The organism is Duganella sp. GW821-FHT07F09, from assembly GCF_059418705.1.
On the sequence record NZ_JBWKQJ010000009.1, the window covers coordinates 205790 to 224930 of the forward strand.

Sequence of the window (19141 nt, forward strand, 5' to 3'; positions counted from 1 at the left end):
TTCACCTTGCAGCCCTTTCATGATCGTTCTCGGCGTCGAATCCTCCTGTGACGAAACCGGCCTTGCGCTGTACGACACGCAACACGGCCTGCTTTCCCACGCCCTGTATTCGCAAGTGACGATGCATGAGGAATACGGCGGGGTGGTGCCGGAACTGGCCTCGCGCGACCACATCCGCCGCGCCATTCCGCTGCTGACGCAGACCCTGGAGGGCGCCGGCAAGTCGCTGGCCGACATCGACGCCATCGCCTACACCCAAGGCCCCGGCTTGGCCGGCGCGCTGCTGGTCGGCTCGTCGGTCGCGTGCAGCCTCGCGCTGGCGCTGGACAAGCCGGTGCTGGGCGTGCACCACCTGGAAGGCCATCTGCTGTCGCCGCTGCTGGCGTCGCAGCCGCCGGAGTTCCCGTTCATCGCGCTGCTGGTGTCGGGCGGCCACACGCAACTGATGCGGGTGGACGGCGTCGGCCAGTACACGCTGCTGGGCGAAACACTGGATGACGCCGCCGGCGAGGCGTTCGACAAGTCTGCCAAGCTGCTGGGCCTGGGCTATCCGGGCGGACCGGCGATCTCCCGCCTGGCCGAGTTCGGCGACCCGACGGCGTACAAGCTGCCGCGCCCGATGCTGCACACCAAGGATTTCAACTTCAGCTTTTCCGGCCTGAAAACGGCGGTGCTGACGGTCGTGAAAAATCACGACGAGAAGGTCATCGCCAATATCTGCGAACAGGACAAGGCAAACATCGCGCGCGGTTTCGTCGACGCGATCGTGGAGGTGCTGACGGCCAAATGCGTGTCGGCGCTCAAGCACACGGGGTTGAAGCGGTTGGTGATTGCCGGCGGGGTTGGGGCCAACTCCCAGCTGCGCGCTTCGCTGAACGAAGCCGCCGCCAAGAAGAAGTTCAAGGTGTACTACCCTGAGCTGGAGTTTTGCACCGATAACGGCGCGATGATCGCCTTCGCGGGCGCGATGCGGTTGATGATCAACCCGGACGCGGCCAAACGCGATTACTCGTTCAACGTGCGGCCACGCTGGCCGCTGGACGAGATCAAGGTGGTTTAGGCTTTAGCCTTGGGCGAAGGCCATCGAGGCCAGCACGGCCAGGCCGACCAGCGGAATCAGGTATTTGCCCTTGACTTTACCCAGGGACACGCCACGTGCGGCGATGCGCTCGCTGCGCGAACGGTGCTCGTCCGCCGACGATTCGTGGAACAGATTCGATTTTGCTTTGTCTTCAGTTGCGTTCATAACGTCCTCCTTAAGATTCGATCTTCTTCCTTTCTCAATAGCAATGCAATTGTCGTGCCAAGAAGATTGGACAAAGTTTGTCCTAATCGACCCATTCTAGAGATTTTTGTCTCAAACACACCACACGATACGGCTAGGCAAGCACTAAAAGCGTGCGCTCGCACCATTATTGTGGACCGGGAAGCCGAGGAGCCGAAGAGATACGTAGGGCGGATTAGCGCAGCGTAATCGGCCATGCATGCGTTTCGACGGCTCACGCATTGGCCGATTACGGCGTTCCGCCTCCCAAGGCCTACCGGCCAGGTAGGCCGCCTCTTCGGGGCCCCGGGGCGGATTGGCGGGCCTCGCCCGCTAATCCGCCCTACGTGGAACACCGACAACTTTAGTGTTGTGGCGAGAATAGATCCTGGCGGGGATAGCCCCAGCCGGGCACGCCTTCCGGACACGCCGCCGCCGGCACGATATGCAAAGTGGTGAAATTGCCGCGCGGCGTCAAAGCGAACCGATAGTCCGACAAATCGCCCTTGGTCATGTCCAGCCACGGCGCGCGCCCGAAACGCAGCCAGGCATCCACCTGGCAATTGCCGTTCTTCAACGCACGCAGCCCGGCGAGACTGCCCTCCTTCGTCTCGAACTGCATCACCGACGACGACAGCGCCCGCGCCGACTGCGATTCCACCAGCCCGGCCGGACACGAAAGCGGCGCCAGCCACGTCGGCGCGATGCTTGCCACCCCGCGCCGCAAGCGGTAGCTCCCCGCCGCCTCATGGCTCTCGACACTGATATAACTCCAGCACAAGGGCTGCGACGGGTACGCGGTCATCACCACGTCAAGCACGCGCGACGACGAATCGGCATGGTGCAGCGCCGAGACGATCAACCGCCTGCCCAACTGAGAAGCGGCACCCTGCACCGCGATAAAGCCGACGCTGATCCCCAGCGCCAGCAGCAGCCCCGCCCTGCCGTTCGCGCCGGCCCGCCACTGCGCGGCCCCGCACGCCAGCGCGATGAGCAGCAACGCGGCCACCGACGGCCAGCTCAAATAGCTCCTGGACGCGAAGAACATCAACGCCGCGAACAGCCCCGCCAACCCGAGCCAGCGCGCGAAGCGCCAACGCATGACGAGCGCCATCGGCGTGCCGATCGCCACCCAGAACAGCGGTTCGACGATGAACACCATGTCACCGAAAAACCAGCGGCCGCTGAACGGATACCACGGATGCAAGCCATACGAGTTGGTGTAGTCCATCAACAGGTGCAGCGCGAAACCTGTCGCTATGCTCGCCGCCAGCCCCCAGCGCGCCGTGCCGCTGGACTTGAGCAGCGCCCGCGCCGACGGCCAGCACAGCCATAGCAGCGCCGCCAGCAGCAAGGCCTGCGGCAGCGCCAGCAACGCCGTATGCGTATGGCCGCGATGGTGCAGCAGATAGCCCAGCGGATCGGGCAGCAGGCGAGTGAGGAACAGGTCCAGGTCGGGGAAATTGCTGGCCAGCGCGCAGGAGACCAGCAACAGCCGGTGCCGCACGCGCTGGGCGCTGTCGTCCGCTTCGCGCGGCAGGCCGCGGTGCACCAGTTCTCCGACGCCGAAACCGATGATGCTGTGGGTAATATTGTCCATGTGCCTAGTCGGGATCGAGCAATTGCTGCAACCGGCGCGGGTAGTGATTGAGGAAGTCGCGCGTGATGGCGATATGCTCGGCCGGTTCGTCCAGCAAATACAGGCCATTACCCCGGCACTTCTCCAGCAGCACGGCCATGAAAGCTTCGCCGTGCGAACGCCGATCGGCATCGTCGCCAAACTGCGCCGTGATCCTTTGCAGATACGGCTTGGCCGACAACGCCATCGGCTAGCGCTGCACGTCCACGCCGCGCCAGAACGCGACGTGGTCCTTGATCTGCGCCGCCTTTTCCGACGGCTGCGGGTAGTACCAGGCGGCGTTCTCGTTGTCCTTGCCGCCGACGCTGACGGTGTAATAGCTGGCAAGCCCCTTCCACGGGCAGCGGCTGGTGTGGTCGCTGGGCTTCAGGTATTCGGCCTTGACCGCCGACAGCGGAAAATAGACATTGTTCTCGACGATCTCGACTTCGTCGTCGTTCGCTTGCGCGATGACGGCGCCGTTCCAGGTGGCGGTGGGCATCAGGGAATTCCTTTCAGTGTCGTTCAAGGACCGCGCCTTCGACGCGGTTGCGGCCGGCATGCTTGGCGCGGTAGAGCGCGGTGTCGGCCTGGCGCAGCAGGCTTTCGGCGTCGGCGATTTCCATGTGGTCGAACGCGCCCACGCCGAAGCTGGCGGTGACCGGCAGCGGCAGCGCGCCGGCGTAATGCAGCTGCGCCTCGATCTTGACGCGCAGGGTCTCGGCGAACTTCAGCGCCCCTTCCAGCGGCGTGTTGGGCAAGATCACGCACAGTTCCTCGCCGCCGTAGCGGCCGGCGATGTCGATCACGCGCACGCTCTCGCGCAACAGGCGGCCGACGCCGGCCAGCACCTGGTCGCCGGCGGAGTGGCCGTGTTCATCGTTGATGCGCTTGAAGTGGTCCAGATCGATCATCACCGCCGACAGCGGCGAGCGGAAGCGCTTGGCGCGCGCCGCCTCGAAGCGCAGCCGCTGCAGCAGCGAGCGGCGGTTGTGCAAGCCGGTCAGCTCGTCGGTGGTGGCCAGCAGCTCGAGCTCGCGCACGGCGTCGCCCAGGGTGCGTTCGCTGGCCCGCAATTCGATCAGCGCCATCACCTGGCGTCCCAGCCGCGCCAGGATCGAGCGCTGCTCCTCGTCCAGGCCGCCCGGCTTGGTGTCCATCACGCACAAGGTGCCGATGGCGAAGCCGTCCGACGACGTCAGCGCCACGCTGCTGTACATGCGCATATGCGGCGCGTTGACGGTCAGCGTCATGCGCGCGGTGCGGTAGTCCTCGGTCAGGTCGGGAATCTCGGTGACGGCCTCGCCCAGCACCGCCAGCGAACAATAGCTCTCGCCGCGCGGCAACTCGCCCATGTGCATGCCGGCGCAGGATTTGATCCACACACGGTCGGCGTCGACCAGCGACACGAAGGCGTAGGGAACGTTGCAGATGCGCGCCGCCAGCTCGGTGAGGAAGCTGAAGTCTTCGCAGGCGGGCGTGTCGAGGATGTCGTAGCGGTGCAGCGCGGCCAGCCGGAACTGGTCGGCTGGCGGGCGGGAGGTGGTCAGCGTGTGTACATTGTCTGCGGCCAGCATAGGGTCCCCGGGTAGCGACGTGGTTTTATTATAGGTGGATGCTGCCAATTGATTTTATAACAAAACCGCGAGCCACGGACCCCGCTGACCCGCAAATTTTTATGATTGTGACATGATCTCGCGCAGCGCCTTTTCAAACACGGCGGCCGGCTGGCCGCCCGAAATTAAATGGCGTTCGTTGATGATCACGGCCGGCACCGAGTTGATGCCGTGGCGCTGGAAGAACTGCTCGCGCTCGCGCACCTCGGCGGCGTAGCGGTCCGAGCGCAGCACCTCGGCGGCAACGGCCGTGTCCAGGCCCACCTCGCCGGCCACGCGCAGCAGCACCTCGTGCGAGCTGGGATTGTCGCCCAGCGTGAAATAGGCGGCAAACAGCGCCTCCTTCAGTGCGCGCTGCTTGCCCGCGTCCTCGAGCTCGGCCCAATGCAGCAGGCGGTGGGCGTCGAAGGTGTTGTAGATGCGGCTACGCTTGTGCATGGCGAAATCGAAGCCGACCTCGGCGCCGCGCGCGCGGATCATGTTGCGCGCCTGGTCCTGCTGCTCCGGCGTGGAACCGTACTTCTCGGTCAGGTGTTCGTCGATGTTCTGGCCTTCGGGGGCCATCTTGGGATTGAGTTCGAACGGCTGGAAATGCAGGCTGACATCCGCCTCGCCGCCGATGTTGTCGAGCGCTTGTTCCAGCGACTTGAGGCCGATCGCGCACCATGGGCAGGAAACATCGGAGACGAAATCGATTTTGACAGGAGTGCTCATGCGGGGGCCTTTGCTGAAAGTGATAAGTCAGCATATAGCGGCGCTCGTCCCGAATTCAAGCGCCGGCCCCGCCAAGACTTTATTTTTTGGCCTTGACGGCGTCTTTGCTCTTGCTGCCGATGCGGCTTTCCTTGCCGGCGATCAAGTTTGAGATATTGTTACGATGACGGAAAATCAACAGTACGCACATGACGAAGACGGCGGCCAGTTGCGGATCGAAGCCGAACAGCAGGCCGTAATAGAACGGCGCGAACAGCGCCGCGATCAGCGCCGCCAGCGACGAGTAGCGGAACGCGAACGCCACCGCCAGCCAGGTCACGAAGGTCGCCAGGCCCAGCCATGGATTCAGGCCCAGCAGCACGCCCAGCGCGGTCGCCACGCCCTTGCCGCCGACAAAGCGGAAGAACACCGGCCACAGATGCCCCAGGAACACCGCGATCGCCACCAGCGCGATGGTGGCGTCGCCGATCTGCAACTGCTGGTCGTAGCGCATGGCCAGCCACACCGCCAGCCAGCCCTTGGCGCCGTCGCCGATCAGGGTGACGACGGCCGCCGCCTTGTTACCGCTGCGCAAGACATTGGTGGCGCCGGGGTTTTTGGAACCGTAGGTGCGGGGATCGGCGATGCCGAACAACTTGCTCGTGATCACGGCAAACGAGATCGAACCGAGCAGATAGGCGGCCACGGTCATCCAAACTGTATTCATTGTTTCCTCAAAAAGTGTGACGTCCCCACTGGGGAGCCAAGAATATACACTGCCAGCGCTCAGTCGGCCAGAGCGCAGTGGACGGGCTTGGCCCCCAGCAGCTCGACCAGCACTTGCGGCGCGATGCCGACCAGATAGCCCTTCCTGCCGCCATTGATATAAATGGTTTCCAGCGCAAGGATGCTATCCTCGACGTACACCGGCAGCGCCTTGCGGGTGCCGAACGGCGACGTACCGCCGATCTGGTAGCCGCTGTGGCGCGTGGCCACGTCCGGTTTGCAGGGCTCGACCGACTTGCAGCCGATGCCGCGCGCCAGGTTCTTGGTCGACACCTTGCGGTCGCCGTGCATCAGCACGATCAAGGGTTTGGCCGCCTCGTCCTGCATCACCAGGGTCTTGACGACGTGGTGTTCGTCCACGCCCAGCTCGCGCGAGGACACGCTGGTGCCGCCGTGCTCCTCGTAGTCGTAGGGATGCTCGGTGAAAGGGACCTTGTGCTTGCGCAGAAACTGCGTCGCCGGGGTCTCGGAGATGTGCTCTTTTTTGGCCATGCGTGATACGCTGTTCGTGAAGGTTGTCGTCTACAGGAGTTTCTCATTATGCAGCAGGAAATTCGCTTTGCCACTTTCAATGTTTGCAATCTTTCCCAGCCTGGGGCGAAATTGTACGACAACTTGGCGCCGCTCACGCCGGCCGAATACCAGGCCAAGGTGCTGTGGACGGCCCAGCAGCTCGACCAGCTCGATGCCGACGTCATCGGTTTGCAGGAAGTATTTTCGATGGCGGCGCTGCGCGACGTGCTGGCCAACAGCCGCCGCTACAGCGAGGCCTCGCTGTCGGGCTTCGATCCGGCGCCCGATCCGCTCACCGGCGAGCCGCGCCTTACGCCGCAGGTGGCGCTGATCTCGCGCCTGCCGCTGGCCGCGCCGGCCCACGCCTACCAGCTGTTCCCCGACGGTGTCGCCATGCCAGAGGGTAATCGCGACGCCGACCGCTTCGCCCGCGCGCCGCTGCACGCGCAGGTGTTGCTGCCCGACGAGCGCGTCATCGACGTGCTGGTGATCCACCTCAAATCCAAGCGTCCCGACTACCGCCACGGCGACCCCGGCGACGAGGCCATGCTGTACGCGCACGCCAACCTGCGCTCGCTGATACGGCGCGGCACCGAGGCGGTGGCGCTGCGCGCGCTGCTGAGCCAGATGGACCGCGACGGCCGCCGCCCGCGCATCGTGCTGGGCGACTTCAACGACACCGCCGACGCCGTCACCACCACCATCGTCATGGGATCGGGCTGCGTGGGGCTGGCCGACGAGGAGTTGAGCGGGCGGCTGTTCGACAGCAACCAGATCCAGCGCGGCCGCGACCGTCTGCGCCATGTCGGCTACACCAACATCCACGAGGGCCATTACATGACCATCGACCACGTGCTGGTGTCGGAGGAATTCAACCCGGCGTCGCGTTTCGCGGTCGGCGAGGTGATGGACGTGACGTATCTGAACGATCACCTGTTGCAGGCCAAACCGGAGGCGTCCGACCACGGGCAGGTGGTGGTGCGGGTGCGCATGTATGACGAACGGCGCGGCCGCGAGCGCGCCACCGAGATATAGCTCGCTCCGACGCGGTGACACGTAGGGCGGATTAGGCGGCACGCCGTAATCGGCCAATGTGCCGTCGAGACGCACGCATTGGCCGATTACGCTGCGCTAATCCGCCCTACGTGTTTTAGACGTGTTTCAGATTTCCTCATGCATCCAGCAGACCGCCCAACCCGTCCAGACTACCGCCCAGACGTGTGTAGCGGCCCTGATACTGGTCGCAGCCATGTTCCTGCAAAAACCGCAGCTGCGGCCCGGTCTGCACACCCTCCGCCAGCACCGCCAACCCCAGGCTGTGCGCCATCGCGATGATGGCGTTGACCACCGGCGCGTGCACCACCGCGTCGCCATCGCCTTCGCCGATGCCGCTGACGAACGACAGGTCGATCTTCACCTTGTCCAGCGGATACTCCTTCAAATGCCCGACCCGCGTGTAGCCGGTGCCGAAGTCGTCCAGCGCCAGCCGCACGCCCAGCGCCCGCAGCGCGCCCAGGGTGGCGGCCGCGCCGGCGCTGTGCTTCATCAGCATGGCCTCGGTCAGCTCCAGCTGCAGCAGCGCCGGCGGCAGGCCGGACGCCTCCAACGCCGCGCGCACCCTGTCGACCAGGTTTTTTTGCAAAAACTGCGTCTGCGATAAATTGACGCCCACCACCAGCGGATGGCCGGCGTCGCGCCAGCGCCGCGCCGCCAGGCAGGCCTGCTCCAGCACCCACTCGCCGATGCGCACCATCAGGCCGCTGTCCTCGGCCACGCCGATGAAGCGCTCGGGCCGCAGCAGGCCCAGGGTCGGATGGCGCCAGCGTATCAGCGCCTCGGCCCCCAGCGGGCGGCCGCTGGCGATGTCGACCTCGGCCTCGTACTCCAGCGTGAATTGCCGGTCGGTCAGCGCGCGCCGCAGCTCGTTCTCGAACGCGACGCGCTCGACGATCTGCGCGTTCATCTCCGGACTGAAGAACTGGTAGCCGTTCCTGCCGCTTTCCTTGACGTGGTACATCGCCAGGTCGGCGTTTTTCATCAGCGTCTCGATGTCGGCGCCGTCGCCGGGAAAGATGCTGACGCCGATCGACGTGCTCACGTGCAGCCGGTGCGGCTCGAGCACGAACTCCTGGGCGATGGCCTGCTGGATGGTGGCGGCCACGTGCGCCGCCTGCTCGATGCTGCCGATGTCGGCCAGGATGACGACGAACTCGTCGCCGCCCTGGCGGCTGACCGTGTCGACCCCGCGCACGCACTTGACCAGCCGCGCCGCCACCTCCTTGAGCAGCAGGTCGCCGACGTGGTGGCCGAGCGTGTCGTTGATGTACTTGAAGCGGTCCAGGTCGAGGAACAGGATGGCGGCCATGCGGCCGTTGCGCCGGGCCGCCGCCAGCGCCAGGCTCATGCGGTCGAGCAGCAGCACGCGGTTCGGCAGGTCGGTCAGGAAATCGTGTTCGGCCAGATGGCGGGTGCGCGCCTCGGTGCGGCGGCGGTCGGCCAGGTCGCCCATCAGCGCCAGGTACATCGTCAGTTGCTCGTTGCGCCGCACGGAAATGTCGCGGATCGCCGTGTACAGCAGCGCCCCGTCCTCGTGCGCAACGGCCGTCATCAGTATCTCGGCCCAGAACTGGCAGCCCTTGCGGCCGACGCAGCACCACTCGAAGCGGTGGTTGCCGTCGCCGTGCGCGCGCGCCGCCTGCTCGCGCAGCAGCGGCGCCGACAGCGCGCCCTCGGCCTGTTGCAGCGGCGCGAAATCGGCCAGCTGCCGGCCCAGCATGTCCGCCGGATCGTCGCATTCGAACATGGCCAGCGCGGCCGGGTTGGCGCCGACGACGCGCCCGTCCCGCATCAGCACGACGGCGTCACTGGTGTTTTCGTACATCAGGTGGAAGTCGACTGACACATGGGCCTCTTTTGGCGATCGCGCCCTCGCAGGCCTTCGCCATTCTTGCGCCTGCGGCGGAAGCGCCATTGACTTGCCTCAAACACGCTTGATCCCGGTTTTAAGCATTTCAGCCGCGCTTTTGCGCCACTCGTCGCATTTCGATGGCGATCGCCCTTGCAAATTCATAAAGTGCCAACATGCGCGGTCCCTCCAGCGCCTCAACATTCGCAGAAGAACGATATGAAAATTGAAACCTTGCCCCTCGCCTCCCTGCCTACGGTGCGTAGCAAAAGCTGGCGCAAGCCTGTCGCCGTCCTGATCGTGCTGGGCCTGGCGGCCGGCGGCTGGACCGTCATGCGCGGCAACCAGGCCGCGCCCACCCCATCGGTGGCGCAGGCCGAGGGCAAGAAAGAGAAGAAACAGGAAGTCTTCGAACTGGCCAGCGGCGACATCGCGGCCATCGATGCCAGATCATTGGCGGTCAGCTTGCCCTTATCCGGCTCGCTGGCGCCCCTGAGTTCGGCCACCATCAAGTCCAAGATCTCGGGCGTGGTGGAGGCCACCACGGTGCAGGAAGGCATGGCCGTCAGCGCCGGCCAGGTGCTGGCGCGCATCGACCAGGCCGACCTGCGCGCGCGCCTGCAACAGCAGCAGGCCATGCTCGACGAAGCGCAGGCCAAGCTGTCGATGGCGACCAAGAACGAAGCCAACAGCCAGGCGCTGCTGTCACAAAAATACATCTCGCAAAACGCTTTCGATTCCACGCAGAACACGGTCGCGCTGGCGCGCGCCAACGTCAAATCGGCCGCCGCGATGGTCGAGATCGCCCGTATCGCGCTCAACGACGGCATCATCAAGGCGCCCATCAGCGGCGTGGTCAGCAAGCGTCACGTGCAGGCCGGCGAGAAGCTGGCGCCGGACATGCCGGTCTACAGCATCGTCAACCTGTCGGAACTGACCCTGGAGGCGCAGGTGCCGGCGTCGGAAATCCCGCGCGTGAAGGTCGGGCAGGACGTCCGCTTCAAGGTCGACGGCTTCCAGAAGCGCGAGTTCGAGGGCAAGGTGGCGCGCATCAATCCGGCCACCGAGGCCGGTTCGCGCTCGATGCTGGTCTACATCGCGGTGCGCAACGACGACAGCGCGCTGCGCGCCGGCATGTTCGCCAAGGGCAGCATCGTCACCGACCGCTCCGGCGTCGCGCCCATCGTGCCGATGACGGCGCTGCGCGACGACCAGGGCAAGCAGGTGGTCTACAAGATCGAGAACGGCAAGGTGGTGGCGCAGCCGGTCACCCTGGGCTTGCGCAACGACGACGAGGGCTACGCCGAAGTCACCGACGGCCTCGACAAGGGCGCCAACGTCATCGTCTCCAAGCTGAACGCCGTCAAGCCGGGCGCGCAGGTCAAGCTGCCCGCGACCGCCACCCCGGCGGGGGGTGCAACCCTGGCCAAAGCCGCCATGCTGGCGAAAGGCTGATCATGTGGATCACTAAAACCAGTATCCAGAACCCGGTGTTCGCCACCATGGTGATGGTGGCGCTCGTGGTGCTGGGCATGTTCTCGTACCGCGAGCTGGGCATGGAAGCGATGCCCAACGTCGACATCCCCGGCGCGCTGATCGAAGTCAACTATCCCGGCGCCTCGCCGGAGGCGGTCGAGAACGACATCACGCGGCCGATCGAGGAAGTGGTCAACACCGTCAGCGGCATCAAGACCTTGCGCGCCAACTCGTGGGAGGGACGCGCCGGCGTCTACGTCGACTTCGAGCTGTCGACCAATATGGACAAGGCGATGCAAGACATCCGCGACAAGGTCGCGCAGGTGCGGCCGCGCTTCCCCAAGGAAGCCAAGGACCCGTTCATCGTCCGCTTCGAGGGCGAGAACAGCCGCCCCATCGCCCAGATCGGCCTGACCGCCACCGCCCACACCCTGCGCGAACTGTCGACCATGGCCGACCAGGTCATCGGCAAGCGCTTCCAGGGCGTGGCCGGCGTCGGCCAGGTGCGCCTGAACGGCATGGCCGCGCGCCAGATCCTGATCAGCCTGCGCCCCAACGACCTGACCGCGCAAGCCATCGGCGTCGACGAGGTCATCTCCGCGATCCAGTCCACCAACACCAACCTGCCGGCCGGTTCGATCAGCTTCGCCGGCAACGAGCAACTGGTGCGCGTCGAGAACAAGATGAAGGAGGCGCGCGACTTCAACAAGATCATCGTCGCCCGCCGCGCCAACGGCCCGGTCTACCTGGAACAGGTGGCCACGGTGATCGACGGCGCACAGGAGGAGATGTCGATCTCGCGCCTGAGCGGCCAGCGCGCCGTCACCATCGACATCACCAAGGTGCAGGACGCCAACGTGGTCGAGGTCGGCACGCGCATCCAGAAGGTGGTCGCCGAGCTGCAGAAATCGCTGCCGTCGGACATCACCTTGACCCTGCTCAACGACGAATCGGTCAAGGTGCAAAGCCAGCTCGACAACGTCAAGCGCACCATCATCGAAGGCGCGGTGCTGACCATGGTCATCGTGTTCTTCTTCCTGCACTCGTGGCGCTCGACCATCATCACCGGGCTGACGTTGCCGATCTCGGTCATGGCCAGCTTCATCGCGATGAAGGTGTTCGGCTTCACCCTGAACTTCCTGACCCTGATGGCGCTGTCGCTGTGCATCGGCCTGCTGATCGACGATGCCATCGTGGTGCGCGAGAACATCGTGCGCCACCTGGGCATGGGCAAGAACCACCGCAAGGCGGCCGAGGACGGCACCAACGAGATCGGCCTGGCCGTCATGGCCACCACCTTCGCCATCGTCGCCGTGTTCATCCCGGTGGCCTTCATGCAGGGCATCATCGGCCGCTTCTTCCTGCAGTTCGGCATCACCGTCGCGGTGGCGGTGATGGTGTCGCTGTTCGTCAGCTTCACGCTCGATCCGATGCTGTCGTCGGTATGGCCCGATCCGGTCAAGGACCGCTTCAAGTACGTGCCGTGGCTGGGCCGCCTGATGCACTGGCTCGAAGGTGGCGTCGACCGGCTGCACGTGGTGTATGGGAAAGTCCTGGGCCTGGCGCTGCGCTGGCGCAAGCTGACCCTGGCGTTCGCCTTCGCGCTGTTCGCCGGCAGCCTGATGCTGGTGCCGATGATAGGCGGCGAGATGATGCCGGAGCAGGACAACGGCTGGATCAACCTGCAAATGAAGACGCCGGTCGGCTCCAGCCTGGAATACAACGACAACAAGGTGCGACAGGTCGAGGCGGCGCTCAAGGAATTCCCCGAGATCGCCAGCGTCATCGCCGTGGTCGGCACCGAGGATGGCCGCAACACCGCCCGCATCGACATGAAACTGGTCGACCGCAAGACCCACAAGCGGCCGTCGCAAAAGGTCATGGAGGGCAAGGTCCGCGAACGCCTGGGCAAGATCGCCGGCATCACGATGTCGGTCGGCTGGAAGCCGATCTTCATCGCCATCCTCGGCACCGACGAAGGCAAGCTCGACACCGTGGCGCACCGCCTGATGGACAAGATGCGTCCGATCAAGGGCCTGGTCGACCTGGAATACAGCCAGGAGGGCGCGAACCCGTCGACCACGGTCAAGATCAACAACGAGCTGGCCAGCGACCTGGGCCTGACCGTGCAGCAGATCGGCACCGCGCTGCGCCCGTTCGTGGCCGGCGACACCACCAGCCACTTCCTCGCGTCCGACGGCCAGAACTACGACGTCAACGTGCAGCTGCCCAAGTCGGGCCGGCAAAAGGTGGCCGACCTGGCCGACCTGTCGCTGGCGTCGAGCAAGCTGGGGCCGGACGGCCGTCCGGTGATGGTGCCGCTGCGCCAGGTGGTCGACTTCGTGCCGTCGTTCAGCCCGCAGGTGCTCAAGCGCCAGGCGCTGCAGCGCCGGGTGGCGATCTACGCCAACACCGAGGGCCGCCCCGGCGGCGACGTCGACGGCGACGTGCGCAAGGCGATGAAGGAAATCGAGTTGCCGGACGGCGTGCGCTTCGACGTCGGCGGCAACGCCCAGGAAATGGAAGAAAGCATGACCTCGGCCATGATCGCGCTCGGCATCGCGGTGATCTTCATCTACCTGGTGCTGGCGTCGCAGTTCGGCAGCTTCCTGCAGCCGGTGGCGATCATGATGTCCTTGCCGCTGTCGCTGATCGGCGTGCTGGTGGCGCTGCTGGCGACCGGCAGCACCTTGAACATCTTCTCGGTGATCGGTTTCATCATGCTGATGGGGCTGGTGACCAAGAACGCGATTTTGCTGGTGGACTTCACCAACCAGGCGCAGCGCGAGGGCGCGGGGCAGTTCGAGGCCATCATGAGCGCCGGCCAGGTGCGCTTGCGGCCGATCCTGATGACGACGTTGGCGATGGTGTTCGGCATGTTGCCGATGGCGATAGGCCTGGGCGAAGGCGGCGAGACGCAAGCGCCGATGGGCCGCGCGGTGATCGGCGGGGTGATCACGTCGACCATTTTGACGCTGGTGGTGGTGCCGGTGGCCTACACGTATCTGGACAACCTGGGCAAGCGCTGCGTGCGGTATTTCAAGCGCAGGCAAACGGAGGAACACGTCGAGCACCTGCACGTGGTCCGTAGGGCGGATTAGCGCGCAGCGCGTAATCGGCCACGCGCCGCCGACGGCTCATGCATGGCCGATTACGCTACGCTAATCCGCCCTACGTGGAACCGTGGCTAAGCGTTATTCCTTGGCGGGCTCGGCGCTGGGCTCGCCGCCCTCTTCGTCGTCCTCGACCACTTCGCCCTCCTGGGCCAGGCCCGGGTTGGCCTTGAGCTCGGCCTTGCGCCGGGCTTTTTCATCCGCTTTTTTCTTCTTTTCCAGCTCGCGCTGACGTTTTTCGTACTGGAAGTTTGTCTTCGCCATTTGCTACCTCTTCTCTATCCGGTTGATTACCTGCTCACATTATGACGCAGATACGGCCGATGCAAGTTTTTCAGCCTCGGGGATGATGTTGCGCATGCAGATGTTTCAGACGTTCCCTTGCGACATGGGTATAGATTTGCGTGGTGGAGATGTCCGAATGACCAAGCAATAACTGCACCACGCGCAGGTCGGCGCCATGGTTGAGCAAATGGGTGGCGAAAGCATGACGCAAGGTGTGCGGCGACAACGGCGCCGTGATACCTGCCTTCAACGCATGTTTTTTGATCACGACCCAGAACATCTGCCGCGTCATCGGGCCGCCGCGTCCGGTGACGAACAGCGCGTCGTCGACCTGGCCGTTGAGGATCACGCCGCGCGCGTCCTTGACATAGCGCTCGATCCACACCCGGGCCTGCTGGCCGAACGGCACCAGCCGCGTTTTGGCGCCCTTGCCCGTGATGCGCAGCACGCCGTCGTTCAGGCTCAGCTCCAGCATCTTCAGGTCCACCAGCTCCGACACGCGCAAGCCGCTGGCGTACATCAGCTCCAGCATGGTGCGCTCGCGCAGGCCCAGCGGCGTGTTGACGTCGGGCGCCGCCAGCAAGGCCTCGACTTGAATTTCGCTCAAGGTGTGGACGAAGCGGTGCGGCTGCTTGGCCGATACCAATTTAAGGCTGGGATCGTCCGTGATGCGGCGCTGGCGCAGCAGCAGCTGGTAGAAGCGCTTGATCACCGACAGCCGCCGGTTCGACGAGGTGGCCTTGCCGCTGTCCTGATGGCGGGCGGCGATGTAGCCCTGGATATCGTGCGTGGCCACGGCCGCCAGCCCGGCCACGTTGGGCCGCTGCGACTCCAGCCAGCGGGCGAACAGGCGCATGTCGCGCCGGTAGGCCTCCAGCGTGTTTTTCGACAGGCCGTCCTCCAGCCACAGGCTGTCGCAGAACTCGTCGATCAGAGCAGCGTTGTCTGTTGCCATGCGTACTCGCTCGAACCTTCGTGGGCCAGCAGCCAGCGCTTGATGCCCAGCAGGTAGCCGTTGGGATCGTCGCTGTTGGCAAAGCCGCCCAGGCCGGCGGCGGAGGTGACGCGGTGGCACGGCACCACGATCGGGAACCAGTTGGCGCCGCAGGCCTGCCCCACCGCGCGCGGCGCCGAGCCGATGTGTTTGGCCAGCTCGCCGTAGGTGCGCACGCTGCCGCGCGGAATGGAGCTGATGGCGCCCCACACCGTCTTCTGGAAGTCGGTGCCCGCCTGCTTGAGCGGCAAATCGAAGCGGTGATCGGCATCCTCGCAATAGGCTTGCAGCTGCACCACCGCCGCCTCCGCCGTCGGGTCTTGCGCGTCCTTTGCATCAAAATGGGGCGGCAGGTAACACAGCTCAGTGATCAGACCACTTGCGGTGCGCACTCCGATTTTTCCGAATGGCAATTCCACGATGGCAGAAAAAATTTCACGCTGCTGTTGTATATTCGTCACAGTTGATGCACCAAAAAAGGTCTTCGTTGATCCCGGCCGTTTTTCGCGTCGCACCATGATGTTGCGTGCCCGCGACAACCTTTTGTCGTGGAAGTCGCGAAAGCCGGCCGGCGGCGGCGCGAAGGGTTTCGCGCCATGCCCGCATTGTAAAACGCCAGGCGAAAAAAAACGCACCTGAAGGTGCGTTTTTAAACCTGCTTCACGTTCCCGGTCGTTTGCGTGTCCCCGTAGCGCGCTTGTGGCGGCCTGCAGCGACTATCACAACGACATTCTGTAAAACGTGTGTCTCCTCGATCGATTGCCGGTATTAAGTACCGTTTCTATCCACACTCCCCACCTACAATTCCTTGCTCTTGCTACCGAACCAAATTTGCTTATTCGGGAACCCCTGAGAGCGACGCCATCATAACGCATCTTTTTCGGTTTTTCCCGTTTTTTTCAGGTTGCAGCGCAGCGTTACTTTAAGAGTAAATTAAATTCGGGAGCCACAAAGAAATTTGTGGTACATATGTGACCAAGATCAAGAAGCCCAGCATTGTCAGCAGCCATGGCCACACGGCAACAGTCAATTCTGTTATGCCCATCTTGGTGATACCCGACGCCACGTACAGGTTCAGGCCGACCGGCGGATGGCACATCCCCACCTCCATGTTGACCACGATCAAGATTCCGAAGTGCACAGGATCGATGCCCAGTTTCATCGCCACCGGGAACAGAATCGGCGCCATGATCAGCACGATCGACGACGGCTCCATCACGTTACCGGCCAACAGCAGCAGGATGTTGGTCACCAGCAGGAAGGTGATCACGCCCAGGCCTTGTCCGGTGATCCATTCGGCCATCGCCTGCGGGATGTTTTCGCTGGTCATCAGGAACGAGAACAGGATGGCGTTGGTGATGATGTAGAGCAGCATCGCCGACATCGCCGCCGAATCCAGCAGCACCTTGCCCACCTGCGAGATCTTCAGATCCTTGTAGACGAACACGGCAATGATGAAGGCATACACCGCCGCCATCGCCGCGGCCTCGGTCGGCGTGAACGTGCCGGTGTAGATGCCGCCCATGACGATGACGATCAGCAGCAGGCCCCAGGCGCTCTTGCGGAAGGTCGACCAGCGCTCGCCCCAGCCGGCCTTGGCCATGCGCGGGTAGCCGTGCTTGCGCGCGAGGTACCACGTGGTCAGGCCGAGGAAGAACGCCAGCATGATGCCCGGCACCACGCCGGCCATGAACAGCTTGCCGACCGAGGTGTTGGTGGTAACCGAATACATCACCATCACGATCGACGGCGGGATCAGGATGCCCAACGCGCCCGAGGTGGTGATGACGCCGGCGCCGAACGCCTTCGGATAACCCTGGCGCACCATCGCCGGCAGGATGATCGAGCCGATCGCCACCACGGTGGCCGGCGACGAGCCGGACACGGCCGCGAACAGCGCGCAAGCCAGCACGCCGGCCAACGCCAGGCCGCCGTGCCAATGGCCCACCATCGAGCTGGCGAAGTTGATCATGCGCCGCGCGACGCCGCCGTGGGTGAGGAAGTTACCCGCCAAAATGAAGAACGGAATGGCCATGATCTCGAATTTCTCGATGCCGGTAAACAGCTTGAGGGCGACCGTATCGATCGGCACCTCGGTCATGGTGAACAGGAAGGTCAGCACCGTCAGGCCGAGCGAGATGGAGATCGGCATGCCGGTCAACATCAGCGCCAGCAGCAGCACAAAGATAATCATGGCGTTCATGCTTTGGCTCCTTTGTCGGCGTTCAATTCTTCATCCAGACCCTCGACGTGCGAGTGGTCATGCTTGGGCAGTTCGCCGGTCTTGACGAAGGCCACCAGCACTTGCAGGAAGCGGAAGCACATCAGGTAGGAGCCGAGCGGCACGGCCAGGTAGACGATCCACATCGGGATTTCCAGGTCGGCCGAGACCTGGTCGGTCTGCGCCATGTGGTGGACGAAGTTGGCGCCCAGGGTGCCGATGATGCCGGTGAACAGCGCGCCGGCCAGCAGGCCGAAGATAACGAATTTGTTGCGCCACGGCGTGTTCATGCGGTTGATGATGACGTCGACGCCGACGTGGATGCCGGTGCGCACGCCGTAGGCCGCGCCGAACTTGGCCATCCAGACGAACATATAGATACAGGCTTCCTGCGCCCAGCTGGTATTGAGTTGAATCAGATAGTCCTGAACGCCGGGAATCGGCAGCCCGGACAGGTAGCGGTGGACCACCGATACGAAGATCAGAACGGTCGCCGCGCCCATCAGGGTCGCGATGATCCATTCTTCGAGTTTATCGAGGAATTTCATGGAGGGATCCTTCAGTGAGGAATTGTGGACGGGGCGGCGAGCGCCGCCCCGTCGGGCGAGCTTATTTTGCCGCTTCTTTGTTGATGGCCGAGATCAGGTCTTTACCGATTCGGCTTTCCATCGATTGCTGTACCGGCAGCAGGGCCTTGCGCCACTCCGCCTGTTCTTTCACGCTCAAGGTGTAGATCTCGGTCTTGCCGGTCTTCTTGATGGCTTCGAGCGCCAGATCGTTGTCGCGCTGGGCGATGGCTTTCTCGAACGTGGTCGCTTCCTTCATCGCCTTGTCGAGCGCGGTGCGGATGTCCGGTGGCAGGCCGTCCCAGAACTTCTTGTTGACGATGACGGCGTAGCCCAGGTAGCCGTGGTTGGACACGGTCACGTACTTCTGCACTTCATGCATCTTCTGGGTGTACATGTTCGATGGCGGATTCTCGGTGCCGTCGACCACGCCGGTCTGCAGCGCTTGATACACTTCCGAGAACGCCAGCACCTGCGGGTTGGCGCCCAGCGCGCGCATTTGCGCGTCCAGCACCTTGGACGACTGGATGCGCAGCTTCAGGCCCTTGAAGTCGGCCGGCACGCGCAGCGGCTTGTTGGCCGACATGACCTTGAAGCCGTTGTCCCAGAACGCCAGGCCGGTGATGCCCTTGGGCTCCAGCTTCTTCATCAGGCCCTTGCCGATTTCGCCTTCGGTGACGTTGTACAGCGCGGTTTTGGACGGGAAGATGAACGGCAGGTCGAAGGCTTCGAATTCCTTCACGCCCAGCGGGCCGAACTTGGCCAGCGATGGCGCCAGCATCTGCACGGCGCCCAGTTGCAGTGCTTCGAGCTCCTCTTTATCCTTGTACAGCTGGCTGTTCGGATACACCTCGACCTTGACGCGGCCGTTGGTGGCTTTTTCGGCAAGTTGTTTAAAACGCTCTGCCGCCTGGCCCTTCGGGGTGTCGGTCGCCACGACGTGGCTGAATTTAATGACGATAGGCGCTTGCGCGTAGGCGTTAAAGCTCAATGCCGCGCCCAGCACGAGCAGTGCGTGTTTCAGTTTCATACGGTCTCCAGAGTGGTGTGAAAGTACACTATTATTGTAGTTTGATAGATTCTTCAGGACA

Annotated in this window: 20 protein-coding genes; 5 read left to right on the forward strand and 15 right to left on the reverse strand. The window is 63.8% G+C overall.

Translation table 11 applies throughout. The features are described from left to right. The first annotated feature begins 19 nt into the window (after positions 1-19). Positions 20-1060 carry a tRNA (adenosine(37)-N6)-threonylcarbamoyltransferase complex transferase subunit TsaD gene (gene tsaD / locus AC07P1_RS23360; RefSeq protein ID WP_494698093.1) on the forward strand — a complete coding sequence of 347 codons (1041 nt, stop codon included), beginning with the start codon at positions 20-22 and terminating at the stop codon, positions 1058-1060. A gap of 3 nt (positions 1061-1063) precedes the next feature. Here the strand turns inward: tsaD and AC07P1_RS23365 are convergent, their stop codons facing one another. The 8 genes from AC07P1_RS23365 to ybaK all read right to left on the reverse strand — a co-directional run bounded on the left by AC07P1_RS23365 (position 1064) and on the right by ybaK (position 6469). Next, entirely contained in the window at positions 1064-1246 is a 183-nt protein-coding gene (locus AC07P1_RS23365) for a hypothetical protein (RefSeq protein ID WP_494698094.1), read from the reverse strand. A gap of 382 nt (positions 1247-1628) precedes the next feature. Further along, complete coding sequence (locus tag AC07P1_RS23370) at positions 1629-2864, reverse strand: metal-dependent hydrolase (RefSeq protein ID WP_494698095.1); 1236 nt, start codon at positions 2862-2864, stop codon at positions 1629-1631. A gap of 4 nt (positions 2865-2868) precedes the next feature. Beyond that, a complete protein-coding gene (locus AC07P1_RS23375) occupies positions 2869-3090 on the reverse strand; it encodes a hypothetical protein (protein ID WP_494698096.1) in 222 nt (73 codons plus the stop codon). Between the two features lie 3 nt (positions 3091-3093). Beyond that, positions 3094-3384, reverse strand: coding sequence for a DUF427 domain-containing protein (locus tag AC07P1_RS23380; protein ID WP_494698097.1), 291 nt, complete (start codon positions 3382-3384; stop codon positions 3094-3096). A 13-nt stretch (positions 3385-3397) separates the two neighbouring features. Next, positions 3398-4459: a sensor domain-containing diguanylate cyclase gene (locus AC07P1_RS23385; protein ID WP_494698098.1), complete on the reverse strand. Its 1062-nt coding sequence runs from the start codon at positions 4457-4459 to the stop codon at positions 3398-3400. Positions 4460-4558: 99 nt separating this feature from the next. Continuing rightward, positions 4559-5212, reverse strand: a complete 654-nt coding sequence (locus AC07P1_RS23390) for a DsbA family oxidoreductase (RefSeq protein ID WP_494698099.1) — start codon at positions 5210-5212, stop codon at positions 4559-4561. Between the two features lie 79 nt (positions 5213-5291). Beyond that, the gene (plsY, locus tag AC07P1_RS23395) at positions 5292-5918 is read right to left on the reverse strand and encodes a glycerol-3-phosphate 1-O-acyltransferase PlsY (protein WP_494698100.1); all 627 of its coding nucleotides are present in this window, start codon (positions 5916-5918) and stop codon (positions 5292-5294) included. Positions 5919-5977: 59 nt separating this feature from the next. Further along, positions 5978-6469, reverse strand: coding sequence for a Cys-tRNA(Pro) deacylase (ybaK, locus tag AC07P1_RS23400; RefSeq protein WP_494698101.1), 492 nt, complete (start codon positions 6467-6469; stop codon positions 5978-5980). 48 nt (positions 6470-6517) lie between these two features. Between ybaK and AC07P1_RS23405 the strand changes: the two genes are divergently transcribed. Continuing rightward, the gene (locus tag AC07P1_RS23405) at positions 6518-7525 is read left to right on the forward strand and encodes an endonuclease/exonuclease/phosphatase family protein (protein ID WP_494698102.1); all 1008 of its coding nucleotides are present in this window, start codon (positions 6518-6520) and stop codon (positions 7523-7525) included. A gap of 136 nt (positions 7526-7661) precedes the next feature. Here the strand turns inward: AC07P1_RS23405 and AC07P1_RS23410 are convergent, their stop codons facing one another. Continuing rightward, complete coding sequence (locus AC07P1_RS23410; protein WP_494698103.1) at positions 7662-9392, reverse strand: putative bifunctional diguanylate cyclase/phosphodiesterase; 1731 nt, start codon at positions 9390-9392, stop codon at positions 7662-7664. Between the two features lie 222 nt (positions 9393-9614). On the opposite strand from AC07P1_RS23410, the gene AC07P1_RS23415 reads away from it, so the two are divergent. Together AC07P1_RS23415 and AC07P1_RS23420 are read left to right on the forward strand one after the other, a co-directional pair. Continuing rightward, a complete protein-coding gene (locus AC07P1_RS23415) occupies positions 9615-10850 on the forward strand; it encodes an efflux RND transporter periplasmic adaptor subunit (RefSeq protein WP_494698104.1) in 1236 nt (411 codons plus the stop codon). Between the two features lie 2 nt (positions 10851-10852). Next, positions 10853-13972, forward strand: coding sequence for an efflux RND transporter permease subunit (locus AC07P1_RS23420; RefSeq protein ID WP_494698105.1), 3120 nt, complete (start codon positions 10853-10855; stop codon positions 13970-13972). Positions 13973-14065: 93 nt separating this feature from the next. On the opposite strand, the gene AC07P1_RS23425 is transcribed toward AC07P1_RS23420, so the two are convergent. The 3 genes from AC07P1_RS23425 to AC07P1_RS23435 form a co-directional block, all read right to left on the reverse strand. Next, positions 14066-14248, reverse strand: a complete 183-nt coding sequence (locus AC07P1_RS23425; protein ID WP_315213841.1) for a hypothetical protein — start codon at positions 14246-14248, stop codon at positions 14066-14068. Between the two features lie 70 nt (positions 14249-14318). Further along, positions 14319-15224, reverse strand: a complete 906-nt coding sequence (xerD, locus tag AC07P1_RS23430; RefSeq protein ID WP_494698106.1) for a site-specific tyrosine recombinase XerD — start codon at positions 15222-15224, stop codon at positions 14319-14321. After that, positions 15200-15655 carry a methylated-DNA--[protein]-cysteine S-methyltransferase gene (locus AC07P1_RS23435; protein WP_494698107.1) on the reverse strand — a complete coding sequence of 152 codons (456 nt, stop codon included), beginning with the start codon at positions 15653-15655 and terminating at the stop codon, positions 15200-15202. The genes xerD and AC07P1_RS23435 overlap by 25 nt, the downstream gene beginning before the upstream one ends. Before the next feature lie 28 nt (positions 15656-15683). On the opposite strand from AC07P1_RS23435, the gene AC07P1_RS23440 reads away from it, so the two are divergent. Continuing rightward, positions 15684-15902, forward strand: coding sequence for a hypothetical protein (locus tag AC07P1_RS23440; RefSeq protein WP_494698108.1), 219 nt, complete (start codon positions 15684-15686; stop codon positions 15900-15902). Positions 15903-16185: 283 nt separating this feature from the next. On the opposite strand, the gene AC07P1_RS23445 is transcribed toward AC07P1_RS23440, so the two are convergent. From AC07P1_RS23445 to AC07P1_RS23455, 3 genes are all read right to left on the reverse strand, one after another. Continuing rightward, entirely contained in the window at positions 16186-17466 is a 1281-nt protein-coding gene (locus AC07P1_RS23445) for a TRAP transporter large permease (protein WP_494698109.1), read from the reverse strand. After that, positions 17463-18032: a TRAP transporter small permease gene (locus AC07P1_RS23450; protein WP_494698110.1), complete on the reverse strand. Its 570-nt coding sequence runs from the start codon at positions 18030-18032 to the stop codon at positions 17463-17465. Before AC07P1_RS23450 ends, AC07P1_RS23445 begins: the two co-directional genes overlap by 4 nt. Before the next feature lie 61 nt (positions 18033-18093). Then, on the reverse strand, positions 18094-19080 hold the full coding sequence (locus tag AC07P1_RS23455; RefSeq protein WP_494698111.1) for a TRAP transporter substrate-binding protein: 987 nt from the start codon (positions 19078-19080) through the stop codon (positions 18094-18096). Positions 19081-19141: the final 61 nt, after the last annotated feature.